The organism is Dyadobacter sp. HNCC25DJ187 (assembly GCF_056895255.1).
Map to the genome: position 1 here is coordinate 443,236 of NZ_JBXHAT010000003.1, position 15,055 is coordinate 458,290.

At 42.0% G+C, this 15,055-nt stretch carries 20 protein-coding genes; 17 read left to right on the forward strand and 3 right to left on the reverse strand.

Going from position 1 to position 15,055, the window contains the following annotated elements:
• Window positions 1-57: 57 nt before the first annotated feature.
• The 3 genes from AC1XUE_RS23055 to AC1XUE_RS23065 all read right to left on the reverse strand — a co-directional run bounded on the left by AC1XUE_RS23055 (window position 58) and on the right by AC1XUE_RS23065 (window position 4,159).
• Window positions 58-639 carry a LemA family protein gene (locus tag AC1XUE_RS23055; protein WP_483358368.1) on the reverse strand — a complete coding sequence of 194 codons (582 nt, stop codon included), beginning with the start codon at window positions 637-639 and terminating at the stop codon, window positions 58-60.
• A gap of 127 nt (window positions 640-766) precedes the next feature.
• A complete protein-coding gene (locus tag AC1XUE_RS23060) occupies window positions 767-1,957 on the reverse strand; it encodes a deoxyribodipyrimidine photo-lyase (protein ID WP_483358369.1) in 1,191 nt (396 codons plus the stop codon).
• A 174-nt stretch (window positions 1,958-2,131) separates the two neighbouring features.
• On the reverse strand, window positions 2,132-4,159 hold the full coding sequence (locus AC1XUE_RS23065; protein ID WP_483358370.1) for a CHU_0125 family OmpA-like outer membrane integrity protein: 2,028 nt from the start codon (window positions 4,157-4,159) through the stop codon (window positions 2,132-2,134).
• A 435-nt stretch (window positions 4,160-4,594) separates the two neighbouring features.
• Here AC1XUE_RS23065 and rpsL point away from each other — a divergent pair, with 435 nt between their 5' ends.
• From rpsL to rplE, 17 genes are all read left to right on the forward strand, one after another.
• On the forward strand, window positions 4,595-5,008 hold the full coding sequence (rpsL, locus tag AC1XUE_RS23070; protein ID WP_015813784.1) for a 30S ribosomal protein S12: 414 nt from the start codon (window positions 4,595-4,597) through the stop codon (window positions 5,006-5,008).
• A 118-nt stretch (window positions 5,009-5,126) separates the two neighbouring features.
• On the forward strand, window positions 5,127-5,594 hold the full coding sequence (rpsG, locus tag AC1XUE_RS23075) for a 30S ribosomal protein S7 (protein ID WP_115830799.1): 468 nt from the start codon (window positions 5,127-5,129) through the stop codon (window positions 5,592-5,594).
• Window positions 5,595-5,813: 219 nt separating this feature from the next.
• Complete coding sequence (fusA, locus tag AC1XUE_RS23080) at window positions 5,814-7,934, forward strand: elongation factor G (protein WP_483358371.1); 2,121 nt, start codon at window positions 5,814-5,816, stop codon at window positions 7,932-7,934.
• Window positions 7,935-8,074: 140 nt separating this feature from the next.
• Window positions 8,075-8,380 (forward strand): 30S ribosomal protein S10, encoded by a 306-nt coding sequence (gene rpsJ / locus AC1XUE_RS23085; protein WP_015813787.1) that lies wholly within the window; start codon window positions 8,075-8,077, stop codon window positions 8,378-8,380.
• Window positions 8,381-8,659: 279 nt separating this feature from the next.
• Entirely contained in the window at window positions 8,660-9,280 is a 621-nt protein-coding gene (rplC, locus tag AC1XUE_RS23090) for a 50S ribosomal protein L3 (protein ID WP_483358372.1), read from the forward strand.
• A 5-nt stretch (window positions 9,281-9,285) separates the two neighbouring features.
• A complete protein-coding gene (gene rplD / locus AC1XUE_RS23095; protein ID WP_483358373.1) occupies window positions 9,286-9,915 on the forward strand; it encodes a 50S ribosomal protein L4 in 630 nt (209 codons plus the stop codon).
• Window positions 9,916-9,917: 2 nt separating this feature from the next.
• Entirely contained in the window at window positions 9,918-10,205 is a 288-nt protein-coding gene (gene rplW, locus AC1XUE_RS23100; RefSeq protein WP_025764313.1) for a 50S ribosomal protein L23, read from the forward strand.
• A gap of 40 nt (window positions 10,206-10,245) precedes the next feature.
• Entirely contained in the window at window positions 10,246-11,070 is an 825-nt protein-coding gene (gene rplB / locus AC1XUE_RS23105) for a 50S ribosomal protein L2 (RefSeq protein WP_483358374.1), read from the forward strand.
• Window positions 11,071-11,079: 9 nt separating this feature from the next.
• A complete protein-coding gene (gene rpsS, locus AC1XUE_RS23110) occupies window positions 11,080-11,358 on the forward strand; it encodes a 30S ribosomal protein S19 (RefSeq protein ID WP_115830811.1) in 279 nt (92 codons plus the stop codon).
• A 57-nt stretch (window positions 11,359-11,415) separates the two neighbouring features.
• Window positions 11,416-11,805 (forward strand): 50S ribosomal protein L22, encoded by a 390-nt coding sequence (rplV, locus tag AC1XUE_RS23115; protein WP_483358375.1) that lies wholly within the window; start codon window positions 11,416-11,418, stop codon window positions 11,803-11,805.
• A gap of 19 nt (window positions 11,806-11,824) precedes the next feature.
• A complete protein-coding gene (gene rpsC / locus AC1XUE_RS23120) occupies window positions 11,825-12,649 on the forward strand; it encodes a 30S ribosomal protein S3 (RefSeq protein ID WP_483358376.1) in 825 nt (274 codons plus the stop codon).
• A gap of 46 nt (window positions 12,650-12,695) precedes the next feature.
• On the forward strand, window positions 12,696-13,121 hold the full coding sequence (gene rplP, locus AC1XUE_RS23125) for a 50S ribosomal protein L16 (RefSeq protein ID WP_115830817.1): 426 nt from the start codon (window positions 12,696-12,698) through the stop codon (window positions 13,119-13,121).
• A 43-nt stretch (window positions 13,122-13,164) separates the two neighbouring features.
• On the forward strand, window positions 13,165-13,359 hold the full coding sequence (gene rpmC / locus AC1XUE_RS23130) for a 50S ribosomal protein L29 (protein ID WP_115830819.1): 195 nt from the start codon (window positions 13,165-13,167) through the stop codon (window positions 13,357-13,359).
• A gap of 15 nt (window positions 13,360-13,374) precedes the next feature.
• Window positions 13,375-13,638 (forward strand): 30S ribosomal protein S17, encoded by a 264-nt coding sequence (rpsQ, locus tag AC1XUE_RS23135; protein WP_483358377.1) that lies wholly within the window; start codon window positions 13,375-13,377, stop codon window positions 13,636-13,638.
• A 3-nt stretch (window positions 13,639-13,641) separates the two neighbouring features.
• Window positions 13,642-14,010, forward strand: a complete 369-nt coding sequence (rplN, locus tag AC1XUE_RS23140; RefSeq protein ID WP_026631237.1) for a 50S ribosomal protein L14 — start codon at window positions 13,642-13,644, stop codon at window positions 14,008-14,010.
• A gap of 48 nt (window positions 14,011-14,058) precedes the next feature.
• Entirely contained in the window at window positions 14,059-14,400 is a 342-nt protein-coding gene (rplX, locus tag AC1XUE_RS23145; protein ID WP_115830823.1) for a 50S ribosomal protein L24, read from the forward strand.
• A gap of 75 nt (window positions 14,401-14,475) precedes the next feature.
• Window positions 14,476-15,036, forward strand: a complete 561-nt coding sequence (rplE, locus tag AC1XUE_RS23150) for a 50S ribosomal protein L5 (protein WP_115830825.1) — start codon at window positions 14,476-14,478, stop codon at window positions 15,034-15,036.
• The last annotated feature ends 19 nt before the right edge of the window (window positions 15,037-15,055 follow it).

The following is a 15,055-nucleotide window of genomic DNA, read 5'->3' on the forward strand; positions in this document are numbered from 1 at the left end:
ATTACGGGTTTGTAAAACGGTTAGCCAGTTTGTATGATCCCGGCTAACCGTTAACAATTAGAACTGTACGGATGGTGCTTTTTCTGAGCCCGCCGTCGCAGTGAAATATCCTTTTTGAGCAAATCCGAATACACCTGCAAAAAGGTTCGTCGGGAATGTACGTACTTCCTGGTTGTAGTCTTTCACAACATCGTTGAAGTCGTTACGTGCCACTGTGATACGGTTTTCGGTTCCTTCCAGCTGAGCCTGCAATTCAAGAAAGTTCTGATTTGCCTTCAGTTCAGGATATCTTTCTACCGATACCAATAACCGGGATAGAGATCCGCTTAGTTGATCCTGGGCACCCTGAAATTTTGCAATGTTCTCAGGAGTAAGCTGATCAGCGCTAATGGTTGTTTGCGTTGCTTTTGAACGTGCTTCAATAACAGCTGTTAAAGTACTTTTTTCAAAATCAGCTGCACCTTTTACAGTGCTTACCAGGTTGGGAATAAGATCTGCGCGACGTTGATACTGGCTTTCCACTTTTGACCAGGTTTGTTTCACAGCCTCGTCTTTTTGTACCATTCCATTATATTTTCCGCATCCTACAAATCCAAGAATTAGAAAAACAGCAATAATTGCGATAAGTCCTTTTGACATTTTTTGTAATCGTTTAGAGTTAATGAACTTAGTTCAAAGTTGTTCAAAGCTAGCAAAATCTTAAGGAAAAACTACATGATCGGTTTGCTTCCCCCACATCATGCCGCTGGAAATGATGGCAGGTTAGTTAATTTGCTCCCACACCCGCCAGATTGTTCCATTTGCCCCAATTTACAGATACGCTGTAGTCTGTAAGGAAGCTTTCAAAGTACATGGCTCCCCAGGTCCAGTTGATATTCTCCTTTTGTACAAGATAGCCTGCGGCTTTCATCCACTCTTCTGAGGAGATACACCCGGTTGTTTTTACTTTGGACATAATTCTGTTTACTTCCTCATCAGTTGTGTTTCCTTCCACCCACTGCTGGAAGACGGTTTTATCATTTAACCACCGCTGCTCAAAATGGTGTATTACTCCGCTGGGCTTAAATAGCCTTGGACCATAACGCAGAAGTGTCCAATGGTAGTAATCTCGTTCAAATAAGCTTTTGAGCAGTATGTTTTTCAGAGATTCAGATCCTGATGTGTCCTGTAAAATATTATAGATACTTCGGGCGGATACGCTTCCTAAAGCCAGGTAGTGAGATAGCTTACAATCTGTAAGAGCGTCAGTTGATTTTTCAGATAACCCTTGATCAGTGATGCAATTCTTAAGATGTTGGCGTGTTGTCTCTTCATCAGAAGCTGTCGAAACGTCAATAGGGGTATCCAAACTGCTTGTTTCCTGTGGATCCACACCAAGTGCAGGCAAAGAAGGTATTACACCTGCCTCGTATTCTACAGGAAGCGTGATAGCCGAGGGCTCGCTTGCGGGCATTCCTGTTTTAAGCTGATCCTTAATCTGTTGATAATAATGATTAAATCCTAATGGAAGCTTTGCAATCGGGAAAGGCAGATCTTTGGCATGACTTAAGGTTTGCATCCAGAAGAGCTTGATATCTACGTTACTTACTTTAAGTCTCTTACTAAGCGACGACTCAATGCGCGTTTCTTCAGGACCTATTTCCTTGCTGGTATAAACGTATTCTGCGCGGTAGTCATCAGCTAACTGAGCAATGATACTTTCAGGTTCACCGATGCGAATAAGTAAGTCACCTCCTCTTTTCCGCAACTTTGATCTCAGGTTTGCAACTGTTTCAATTAGCAATTGCGCGCGTAGCACACTGGTACGGCGAAAACCAAGTTTGGTATGCTCAAACTGACGTGGGTCAAATACAAATACAGGGATAATTTCTTTTGCGGCAGTAGTAGCTGCAAGAAATGCTTCGTTGTCTGTTAGTCTTAGGTCGTTCCGGAACCAGTAAACGATTCGTTGAGCCATCAGTTAAAAAATAATACTTGATAAAAATTATTTAATTCGCCCTTTGCAAAATACTTTACATGGCTGTTTGAATAAACTCGAACTAAAGATGTTGAGTTCAGTTAATAAAGAGCAATAATCAGAACAGGGCCTGACCCGATGAGTCACGCCCTGTCAAATGTATGAATAAAGAAGCTAGTAGCTGAGAATAGTAAACTCGGTTCTACGGTTACGTTGGTGCTCTTCTTCGGTTTTAGCATTAGGAACTATCAGTTCTCTTTCGCCGTAACCTCGTGCTGTCAGGCGATCAGGATCAATACCTTTTGACGACAGATACTCTACCGCAGATTCAGCTCTGTTTTGAGAAAGTGTCATGTTGTATGCATCTGTTGCGCGTGCATCAGTATGAGAACTGAGCTCAATCGTTACAGTTGGATTATCTTTCAGGATCTGCACCAGTTTGTCAAGTTCAACAGCGGCATCAGACCGGATATTGTACTTGTTTAAATCGTAGTAGATATTTTCCAGCACAAACGTTTTGTTGAGTTCAAGTTTATCCAGTCTGATATTAACTTGATAGGTTGTATCCGTAAGTACTTTATTTAGAAAAATAGGAGGGATGCTTTTCCCATCCATTGTAAAAGGCTCCCGTTTACTGATGTATCCTTTTCTTGTAACCAGCAAAATGTACGACTTGCCTTCTTCTACCGGTTGTTTTCCAAAATAGCCATCTTTGCCGGATGTGAACTCACTGATTTGAACATCAGATGTATCCGGAAGAATGTGTACCAGGGCGGAATCAAGAGGTATACTGGCTTCAGGGTTATTTTCTAACACATTTCCGGCAAGGAAGTAGCGAACGGTTTTAGGCTTTCCATCTATATAATTTGGATTTTGTGGATTGAGAGGGTCGTTTGGATCCAACCTTTTAGTGATAGTAGTCGTATCTTCCTCTTCCGGCCCATAAAAATAGTAAATATCGTCATCGCCTTTTCCTCCCTCCCTGTTGGATGAAAAGAATCCCTTGTTCATATCATTATAAAAAACCAGCCCGAAGTCATCCTGAGGACTATTAAACGGTAATCCCATATTCTCAATAGTAATTACACCTTGTGTACGGGTAGCTGAGAATAAGTCAAGTTTTCCTAACCCCGGATGGCCATCCGATGCAAAGTACAGCTTTCCGCCTTCGGCCACGTACGGAAACATATCGTCTCCGGCAGTATTAATTTCCTTACCCATATTGACAGGTCTGCTAAAACGACCCGAAGCATCCATGTTTGTCCGGTACAAGTCAATTCCTCCTACGCCACCCGCACGGTTGGATGCAAAGTAAAGCGTTTTGCCATCTCTTGAAAATGCCGGAGAACCATCCCATGCAAGAGAGTCATTAATGGGCAGAATTGCCGGAGCAGTCCACTGACCGTTTATATTACGGCTCATGTATAAATCCACATCAGCTGTCCCTTTTTTCTTCCCGGTATTACCACGTGCAAATACAAGCGTTTTGCCATCAGGAGAAAATGCTGGTGATCCCTCGTTCGCATCCGGAGCAAAAATCTCAGAACTGAATAGCACGGGATTACCTTGTGTATTCCCTGCATCTTGTGATATAGCTACCTTATAAAGCCCAAGCATTGGCTGGCCATTATTTTTATAAACTACATCCTTACGGGAAGAAGAAAATATCAGTTCGTTACCAAGAATTGCAGGAGAAAACTCAGCTTTGTCCGTATTCAAAGGAATCTCTTTGAGCTGAACATCCATTTTAGTGGTACGTAATCTATCCGTAATTTTAAGGATTTCAATTTCTCTCAATGCACGCTCCTGGAGGTTTTTAGGACTATTAGGCGCTTTGGCAAATGTTGCAAACTCATTCGATGCTTCCTCATATTTCCCTGCCGTTTTCAGTGCATAAGCATACTGAAATCTTGCTTCCGGATTTTCGATACCCTCATCCAGGGCTTTTTTGTAATAAGGAATGGCTTCTCTAAAACGATTGGATAATCTGTAGGATTCCGCAATCAGAAAGCTGGTTTGAAGCGGCTCATAATTTTCTGCCGCTGCTTTCTCGAATCCTTTAATGGCGAGATCATACTCTCCGTTGCTGAATTTTTTATAACCATCCTTGTAAGCTTGCATAGCGGAGTTACAGCTATAAAGCAAGGTGCTGATTACAATGAAGCTAACAATGAGGGTAAAATTGTACCGCAAAATTCTCATAATTTGAAGGTGTAAAATCAAACGATCCGACTCGCACTTTTGGGTTTTTGAAAAACAATACTAATAAACAACGTTTGGAAATAAAATTACGGGTGTAACCCACATATATTTTTCTGCCATGCTTGTTTTGTTCATTCAGCGCACACAATTCTCACTTGAATTTTGCCTGTTTGAACCTACTGTACAGGTTGGCATAACGGATGTATGGTCCTTCTTATTCCATCAATAATATTGAATAGATATACATGGGAGAGGTAACTATTTTGAGATTATTTACCTTGGAAGTATAAGTAAAAGAGATAAATGGGGTAAAAAAAACGGACAACCTTTTGTAAATCAATACGAATATTATACTTTTGCAGTCCGATTTTTTCGGGAAAACTGTTTTCAAAACAATAGACTGGTGCATTAACCAGATCAAAATCAATTTGTTAAATGCCAACTATTTCACAATTAGTCCGTAAAGGTAGAGAGACCATTACATGGAAATCAAAGTCACCGGCTTTGGATTCCTGCCCTCAGCGTAGGGGTGTGTGTACTCGTGTGTACACCACAACGCCAAAAAAACCGAACTCAGCACTTCGTAAAGTTGCTCGTGTTCGTCTTTCAAATAACAAGGAAGTAAATGCTTACATCCCTGGAGAAGGACACAACTTGCAGGAGCACTCGATCGTATTGATTCGTGGTGGTCGTGTAAAAGATTTACCGGGTGTTCGTTACCACATTATTCGTGGTGCATTGGATACTGCAGGAGTTAACGGACGTAAACAACGTCGTTCGAAATATGGTGCAAAACGCCCTAAGCCAGGACAAGCACCAGCAGCACCAACAAAAGGTAAGAAAAAATAAAAAGTAACTCTCTCTGCTTTTATTAAAGAATATTCTGATAAAAGGGAAGTAATCCGGAGCGCTGTTATCCGGGTGAATAAGTTGCAAAACGAAACCTCGTTAAACATTAAGTACTACAATGAGAAAGTCCAAACCAAAGAAAAGATACATCCTGCCTGATCCGAAGTTCAGAGATGTTCAGGTTACTAAATTTGTTAACAACCTGATGCTTCAAGGCAAAAAAAGCATTGCATTTACTATTTTTTATGACGCTCTGGAGTTGGTTGAGAAAAAAACCAGCGAAAATGGTCTTGAAACATGGAAAAAAGCATTGAACAATGTTACTCCAGCTGTTGAGGTAAAAAGCCGTCGTGTTGGTGGTGCTACTTTTCAGGTTCCAACAGAAGTTCGTCCTGAGCGTAAGCAGTCATTAGGCATGAAATGGTTGATTAACTATTCACGTAAGCGTGGAGAAAAAACAATGGTAGACCGTCTTGCTGGTGAAATTATCGCTGCTGCAAAAGGTGAAGGTGCTGCTGTTAAAAAGAAAGATGATACCCACCGTATGGCGGATGCGAACAAAGCATTCTCTCACTTCAGGTTCTAGTTCTGAGATGCACACATATTTTGGAAAGCCAGGCATTGTCTGGCTTTCTTTTTGTTGTATAATAAAAATAAATCTTTTCTTTATTGTTTTTATAATCAACAATTTATACTTTTGCGCTCTGAATTTTTAAAATGGTGCAAATGTAGCCCTGTTCTAAAGTTTAGAAACGCTTCTCATTAGCATTGCACATCGAATAATAAAAACACATCACCATTTATCATGGCACGTGATCTAAGATTAACAAGAAACATTGGTATTGCTGCTCACATTGACGCAGGAAAAACGACTACAACTGAGCGTATTCTTTACTACGCAGGGGTTAGCCACAAAATTGGGGAAGTACATGATGGTGCTGCTACAATGGACTGGATGGAGCAGGAGCAGGAGCGTGGTATCACGATTACCTCGGCTGCTACAACAGTAGGTTGGAAGTATCGTGATGAGAACTATCACATTAACATCATTGATACGCCGGGACACGTGGACTTTACCGTTGAGGTGAACCGTTCTCTTCGCGTGTTAGATGGTCTTGTATTCCTTTTCAGTGCTGTTGATGGTGTTGAGCCTCAGTCGGAAACAAACTGGCGTCTGGCTAACAACTATAATGTAGCACGTATCGGTTTTGTAAATAAAATGGACCGTTCAGGTGCAGACTTTCTGAAAGTTTGTGCTCAGGTTAAAGAAATGCTTGGAAGCTACGCAGTTCCTCTTCAGTTGCCAATCGGTGCGGAAGATACTTTCCGTGGTGTAGTTGACCTTGTTAACTTCCGTGGTATCGAATGGAATGAGTCAGATAAGGGTATGACCTTTACCGAGGTACCTATTCCTGACGATATGCTTGAAGAAGCAACTGAGTGGAGAGAAAAATTGCTCGAAGCTGTTGCTGAATTCGACGATACTTTGATGGAAAAATATTTTGAAGATCCTAACTCAATCTCTGAGGATGAAATTCTTGCGGCTTTGCGTGCAGCAACGATCAGCATGAAAATTGTTCCTATGGTTTGCGGTTCTTCATTCAAGAATAAGGGTGTTCAAACCATGCTTGATTATGTGATGGCTATCTTGCCTTCACCGCTTGATCGCGAAAGCATTACAGGAACAGATCCTCGTACAGGTGCTGAAATTACTCGTCAGCCGTCTGATTCAGATCCATTCTGTGCACTTGCATTTAAAATTGCAACAGATCCTTACGTGGGTCGTCTTTGCTTTATCAGATCTTATTCTGGCTCTCTTGATTCCGGTTCATATGTATTGAATAACCGTTCAGGAAATAAGGAACGTATCTCACGTATTTTCCAGATGCACGCTAACAAGCAAAATCAAATTGATAAGCTGGAAGCGGGCGATATCGGAGCTGTGGTTGGATTCAAGGATATCAAAACAGGAGATACGCTATCTGATGAAAAGAACCCGATCGTTCTGGAATCAATGGTATTCCCTGAGCCTGTAATTGGCTATGCAATTGAGCCTAAGAAAGCTGCTGACAGTGATAACTTCTCGAAAGCAATTACTAAACTGATCGAAGAAGATCCTACTTTGCAAGTTGAAAGTAACGAAGAAACTGGTCAGACGATTATCAAAGGAATGGGTGAACTTCACCTTGAAATCATCATCGACCGTATGCGTCGTGAGTTCAAAGTCGAAGTGAATCAAGGTGCTCCTCAGGTTGCTTATAAAGAGATTCTTACCAAAAATTTCGAGCACCGTGAGGTTTACAAGAAACAAACGGGTGGTCGCGGTAAATTTGCCGATATCGTATTCGAAATCGGGCCACGTGATGACAACGAGGAAGGAAAAGAGCCAAAAGTGGGTCTTCAATTCGTAAACGAAGTAGTGGGTGGTGCTATTCCTCGTGAATTCATTGCTCCTGTACAGAAAGGTTTTGAAGCAGCCATGGTAAATGGCGCGCTTGCAGGCTATCAGTTGGATTCGATGAAAGTGCGTTTGTTCCACGGATCATTCCACGATGTCGATTCAGATGCGCTATCATTTGAATTAGCTGCTAAACTGGGTTTCAAAGAAGCAGCTCGCCATGCGGGTTCTAAATTGATGGAGCCTATCATGCATGTTGAAGTTCTTACCCCTGATGAATACACCGGACCAATTACAGGTGACTTGAACCGTCGTCGTGGTATCATGAGAGGTATGGATTCACGCAACGGAGCGCAGGTGATCAAGGCTGATGTGCCTTTATCTGAATTATTCGGTTATGTAACGGATCTTCGTACCATGTCTTCCGGACGTGCGACAGCATCTCTGACATTTGCTTACTACGAAATCGTACCGAATAACATTGCTGAATCAGTCATTGAAAAGGCAAAGGGCCTTGTTAAAGCATAAAAAAAATCAGGTGAGTGTGCTGTTAATCACACTCACTTTTTTCATAATATCAAACCTGCGAAGTAAATGGTTCTTTCGTTGGTGGATTGTCAGAATTAATATCTGTACAAGTTTATCAGAACCGGATTTAATATAAGATCATGAATCAAAAAATTCGTATCAAACTACGGTCATTTGACCACAATTTGGTTGATAAGTCAGCTGAGAAGATTGTAAAAGCGGTAAAAGCAACAGGAGCAGTAGTAAGTGGTCCGATTCCTTTGCCTACTAAAACTGAAAAGTTCACTGTTTTGCGTTCACCACACGTTAACAAAAAATCTCGTGAGCAATTCCAGCTTTGTACTTACAAACGTTTGGTAGATATATTCTCTACAAGCGCGAAGACTGTAGACGCGCTGATGAAGCTTGAATTGCCAAGTGGAGTTGACGTAGAGATTAAAGTATAGTTATCATTTCCTGTTAATCAGGTATATGAATTATTGGATGAAGGTCCGGTTTACGGAAACCACATCTGAGCTCAGAAAAAAACAGTTAATTTCATGTTCCTGAAACATAGAAAAAGCACTGTAAAAAACAGAGGTCAGATGTCTTGAACATCTGACCTTTTTTGCTGATTATCAGCTAGAAATAAATAATAACTGTTTGGATCGAAAAAATTAAATTTCTATCTTTGCAGTCCGTTTTAGGGAATAGGGGTTTTTACCTGCTAATTTAAATTAATTTACATGTCTGGTTTAATTGGTAAAAAAATCGGAATGACTAGTTTGTACAACGCTGACGGGCAGGCTCTGGCGTGTACGGTTATCCAAGCTGGTCCTTGTGTTGTCACACAAGTTAGGTCCGAAGAAAAAGATGGCTATAAAGCTATTCAGTTAGGTTACGGCGAGAAAAAAGAGAAAAACTCGTCAAGACCGTTGGTTGGTCACTTCAAAAAGGCCGGAACAACTCCCAAACAAAAAGTGGTTGAGTTTAAGGAATTTGAAGTTGAGCATGAACTTGGAACTTCACTATCAGTACAGGACGTATTTGAAGAAGGTGAATTCGTAGACGTTGTTGGAAATGCGAAGGGTCGCGGTTTTCAGGGTGTTGTAAAACGCCATGGTTTTGGTGGTGTAGGCGGTCAGACTCACGGTCAGCATAACCGTGCACGTCACCCAGGTTCGATTGGTGCTTGTTCATTTCCATCTCGTGTATTCAAAGGGATTCGTATGGGTGGACGCATGGGTAACAATCGTGTAAAAATTCAGAACCTTCGTATTCTGAAAGTGATACCTGAGCAGAACCTTTTGGTTGTCAGTGGCTCAGTACCGGGGTCGAAGAATTCATTTCTAATCATAGAGAAATAGTACCAATGGAATTGTCCGTATTAAATATAAAAGGAGAGGATACCGGCAAAAAGGTAAACGTGTCAGAAGAAATTTTTGGCATCGAACCTAATACGCACGCGATCTATCTCGACGTAAAGCTTTACCTGGCCAATCAGCGCCAAGGAACGCATAAGTCAAAAGAACGTGCAGAGATTAATCACTCTACACGTAAGATCAAGAAACAAAAAGGAACTGGTGGTGCTCGTGCAGGTAGCATTAAATCACCGGTATTCGTAGGTGGGGGTCGTATTTTCGGTCCAAGACCTCGCGATTACGGTTTTAAGATCAATAAAAAAGTTAAAGCATTGGCTCGTAAGTCAGCTTTATCTGTGAAAGCGAAAGCAGATTCTATTTCAGTTGTTGAAGCATTCACTTTTGATGCGCCAAAAACGAAGTCGTATTTGAATGTTTTGAACTCACTTGAATTAGTGAATACAAAAACGTTGCTAATTCTTCCATCAATCGACAATAATGTATACTTGTCGAGCCGTAACATTCCGAAAGCGAAAGTTACAACGGTGGATGCGGTCAATACTTATGACCTGATGAATGCAGACCGTCTTTTGATAAGTGAATCTGCTCTGTCTATTTTGGAAACCCAATTGAACAAATAATCATGAGTGTACTGAAACGTCCGATTATAACCGAAAAGGTAACGGCTCAGGGTGGTCAAGGAAAATATGCCTTTGAAGTATCCCTTACTTCAAATAAAGTTGAGATCAAGAAGGCTATTGAAAAACTGTTTGGGGTTACCGTAGAAAGCGTTCACACAATGCGTAGCATTGGTAAAAGCAAGTCCCGCACATCGGGAGGTAAATTTGTAAGTGGAAAAACTTCAACTATCAAGAAGGCTATCGTAACAGTAGCTGAAGGTGAGATCATCGATATCTACGGTGAAGCATAAGAATAGTTGAACGACTTAAATCTTTGACGAGTTAATAGCAATGGCAGTTAAAAAATTAAAACCAACAAGTGCTGGTCAACGTTTTCGCTCAGCTCCTACATTTGAGGAGATCACTGCAGCGAAACCGGAAAAGAGTCTCTTAGAGCCCGTCAAAAGAACCGGCGGTCGTAATAGCTCTGGACGTCGTACCATGCGTCATATAGGTGGTGGTCACAAGCGCAAGTACCGCGTAATCGATTTCAAAAGAAATCGCTTTGATGCACCAGCCACAGTTCTTACAATTGAGTACGATCCAAACCGCTCTGCACGTATCGCTCTGGTACAATATGCAGATGATGAGAAAAGATACGTAATCGCACCAAACGGACTGAAAGTGGGACAAGTAATTGTTTCAGGAAGTTCAGTAGCACCGGAAGTAGGTAACGCACTTCCATTAGGGTCTATGCCAATTGGTACAATTGTTCATAATGTTGAACTTACACCCGGTAAAGGTGGACAGTTTGCACGCAGTGCAGGAGCTTATGCTCAGTTAGTAGCGCGTGAAGGTAAGTACGCAGTTTTGAAAATGCCATCCGGCGAAATGCGTATGATTCTTTCTACATGTATCGCAACGGTTGGAACAGTTTCTAATTCAAGTCACATGAATGTGAGTCTTGGAAAAGCAGGTCGCAGACGTTGGTTAGGTCGTCGTCCACGCGTTCGTGGGGTTGCGATGAACCCAGTCGATCACCCAATGGGTGGTGGTGAAGGCCGCTCGTCCGGTGGACAGCCTCGGTCAAGAAACGGACAGTTCTCTAAAGGACTTAAGACTCGTGATCGCAACAAGCATTCTGAGAAATTGATTATCAGCCGTCGTAAAAAATAATAGAATAACATGGCACGCTCATTAAAAAAAGGACCATACATAGACTTTCGTCTTGAAAACAAGGTTACGGTGATGAACAGCGCAGCTCGTAAGTCTGTAATCAAAACCTGGTCTCGCCGCTCAATGATTTCGCCTGATTTTATCGGGCATACATTCGCGGTTCACAACGGAAACAAATTTATTCCGGTTTATGTGACAGAGAACATGGTAGGGCACAAGCTGGGAGAGTTTTCGCCAACGCGTAACTTCCGTGGTCACACTGCAAAAAAAGATAAAGGTAGAAAATAAAATAGTCGACGATAGCTGGTTTTGCCACAAGTAAAACGAGCCTATTTCTGAAAGAACATGGAAGCAAGAGCTATATTAAGAAATGTGCCAACTTCTCCTCGTAAGATGAGATTGGTGGCCGACATGATTCGCGGACAGAAGGTCAGCAAAGCGTTGGCGCTTTTAAAGTTTCAACCACAAGCTGCTTCTCCTGTTTTGCACAAAGTATTACTATCTGCAGTAGCTAACTGGCAACAGCAGAACGAAGATGCAAAGCTGGAAGACGCTGATCTTATTGTTAAAACCGTATTTATTGACGGTGGACGTATGTTGAAGCGTTTGCGTCCTGCACCGCAAGGAAGAGCACACAGAATCCGTAAGCGTTCGAACCACATCACTATCGTGATCGACGACGCAGCGGTTTCTAACGCAAGCGCGGAAAAACAAACAGTAATCACCGAATCATAAGTAAAACGATCTATATCGAATGGGACAAAAGGTTAATCCTATAGGTCTGAGACTAGGAATTGTTAGAGGATGGGAGTCAAGTTGGTATGGTGGAAAGGACTTTTCTGACAAACTTGTTGAAGACGAAAAAATTCGTAACTACATTAAAGCACGTATCCCAAAAGGATCTATCTCGAAAGTAGTTATTGAGCGCACATTGAAGCGTATCACACTTACAATCCACACTGCCCGTCCGGGTATTGTAATTGGTAAAGGTGGTAGTGAGGTTGATAAAATCAAAGAAGAGCTTAAGAAGATTACAGGTAAAGATGTTCAGATTAACATCTACGAAATCAAAAGACCTGAAATCGACGCTAAATTGGTAGGCGAGGCAATCGCTCAACAGTTGCAGGCTCGTATCTCTTACCGTCGTGCTATGAAGCAATCTATCGCTTCAGCTATGCGTGTAGGAACGCAAGGTATCAAGATTCGTCTGGCTGGCCGTTTGGGTGGTGCTGAGATGGCTCGTACAGAAGAATATAAAGAAGGACGTATTCCTTTGCATACACTTCGTGCTGACATCGACTATGCTATCTCTGAAGCACAGACAATCTACGGAAAGATCGGTATTAAAGTATGGATCTTCAAAGGTGAGCTTTATGGCAAGCGTGATTTGACTCCAAGTGCAGCAACTGCGGCATCTGACAGAGCAGACAGAAGCGCTGGTGGTAACGACCGTGGTGGAAATGACCGTGGCGGACGCGACAGAAGAGGTCCTCGTGACGGCGCTCCTCGTGGAGAAGGCGGCGGTAGCGATGCAGATCGTCGTAAGAGAAACAATAGCAACAACAAAAAGAAGAAGTAATCCGACATTTTCCGGTTTTTTAAATCGGTTCAAATAGATTAGAATCATGTTACAGCCGAAAAGAACAAAATTTCGCAAGCAACAAAAAAACAAAGGTTCGGAAAAAGGACTTGCCACGCGTGGCGCTGAAATCGCTTTCGGATCTTTCGCTATCAAGTCGCTTGAACCAGGCTGGCTAACTGCACGTCAGATTGAAGCAGCGCGTATCTCGGTTACACGTGCAATGAAGCGTGAAGGCCAGGTTTGGATCCGTGTGTTTCCTGACAAGCCTATAACCAAGAAGCCTGCTGAGGTTCGTATGGGTAAAGGAAAAGGAGCTCCTGAGTATTGGGTAGCACCTGTTAAGCCAGGAACAATTATATTCGAAGCAACTGGTGTTGCACTGGATACAGCAAACGAAGCATTGCGTTTGGCTGCACAAAAGTTGCCAATCAAAACTAAGTTCGTGGTACGTAGGGATTATCAGGAATAGGACCAACCCCGAACGTATCTAAGAACGTTAATTAACAAAAGCAATGACTAGTAAAGAAGTAAAAGATCTGTCGAAAGATCAGCTTAACGAGCAGATAGCTCAGGAGAGAGAGCGCTTACTACGATTGAAATTTGCTCATGCAATTTCTCCTATCGAGAATCCTTTGCGTATTCGCGCCTCACGTAAAGAAGTAGCCAGACTATTAACCGAGCTGTCGGTTAAGAAAAACCAACAGTAAATCAGTTAAGAAATTATGGAGGCAACAGAAAGAAACTTACGTAAAGAGAGAGTAGGTAAGGTGGTAAGCGACAAGATGGAGAAATCTTGCGTGATCACAGTAGAGCGTAAAGTTAAGCATGAGAAATATGGTAAGTTTATGACTAAAACTACCAAATTGATGGTGCATGACGAAACAAATCAGGCTGGTATCGGTGATACTATCCGTGTAATGGAAACTCGCCCGCTTAGCAAAAATAAGCGTTGGAGAGTAGTAGAAATCCTTGAAAAAGCTAAGTAACAAATGGTACAGCAAGAATCAAGACTGTCGGTAGCAGACAACAGTGGAGCGAAGGAAGTACTCGTTATTCGTGTACTTGGTGGAACTGGCAAACGCTATGCTTCAGTAGGCGATAAGATCGTCGTAACAGTAAAATCTGCTCTTTCTTCGAGCAATATGAAAAAAGGAACGGTTTCCAAAGCCGTTGTGGTACGCACCAAAAAGGAAGTACGACGCAAAGATGGTACATACATTCGTTTTGAAGATAATGCAGCTGTATTATTAAACAACAACGATGAGCCACGCGGTACCCGTATCTTCGGACCGGTAGCACGGGAATTGCGCGAAAAGCAATTCATGAAGATCGTATCACTGGCACCTGAAGTGTTGTAAGAAATCAGATTATAAGTATTTCTTTAAAACGATAAGAGAATACCTCAAATGGAAAGTAAAACTAAACAAGCACCTGCAAAATTACACATTCGCAAAGGGGATACTGTAAAAGTTATCGCTGGTAACGCAAAAGGTGAGACAGGAGTGATAAAAAATGTACTCGTTGAGAAACAACGTGCTACTGTTGAAGGTGTAAACATGATCACAAAGCATGTGAAGCCAAATGCTCAAAACCCACAAGGGAGTATTGAGAAACGGGAAGGAGCTATTCACATCAGTAATCTGATGGTTGTAGATCCTAAAACGGGAGAGCCAACCCGTACCGGGCGTAAAGCAAATGACAAAGGAAAATTACAACGTTTCTCAAAAAAGAGCGGTAACCTTCTATAAGGTCACCGCCCTTTAAGAGGGCATTATAATAATAAATAAGGTGGGTCGGCAATCCACAGTAACTATTTACAAACAATGGCACAGCCTAGATTAAAAGAAAAGTACGCAAAAGAAATCGTTTCGCAATTGAACGCGAAATACGAGTACAAGTCGGTAATGCAGGTTCCACGTCTGCTTAAAATTGTAATCAACAAAGGTATCGGAGCAGCAGTAGCTGATAAGAAACTGGTTGACGTAGGTGTTGAGGAGCTTGGACTAATTACAGGACAGAAAGCAGTAGCAACCATTTCTAAGAAAGCGGTTTCTAACTTTAAATTACGTGAGAACATGCCGATCGGCGCAAAGGTTACGCTTCGCGGTGATCGTATGTACGAATTTTTGGATCGTCTTACCGCAATTGCAATGCCACGTGTTCGTGACTTCCGCGGGATCAGTGACAAAGGTTTTGATGGACGTGGAAATTACACTTTCGGTGTGAAAGAACAAATCATCTTCCCTGAGATCAGCATTGAAAAGGTGAGCAAAATCACAGGTATGGATATTACGTTTGTTACTTCAACCAACTCTGACGAAGAAAGTTATGAGTTGTTGAAAGCACTCGGAATGCCTTTCACAAATGCGAACAAACAAGGATAATTCTTAAGAGAATAAGATA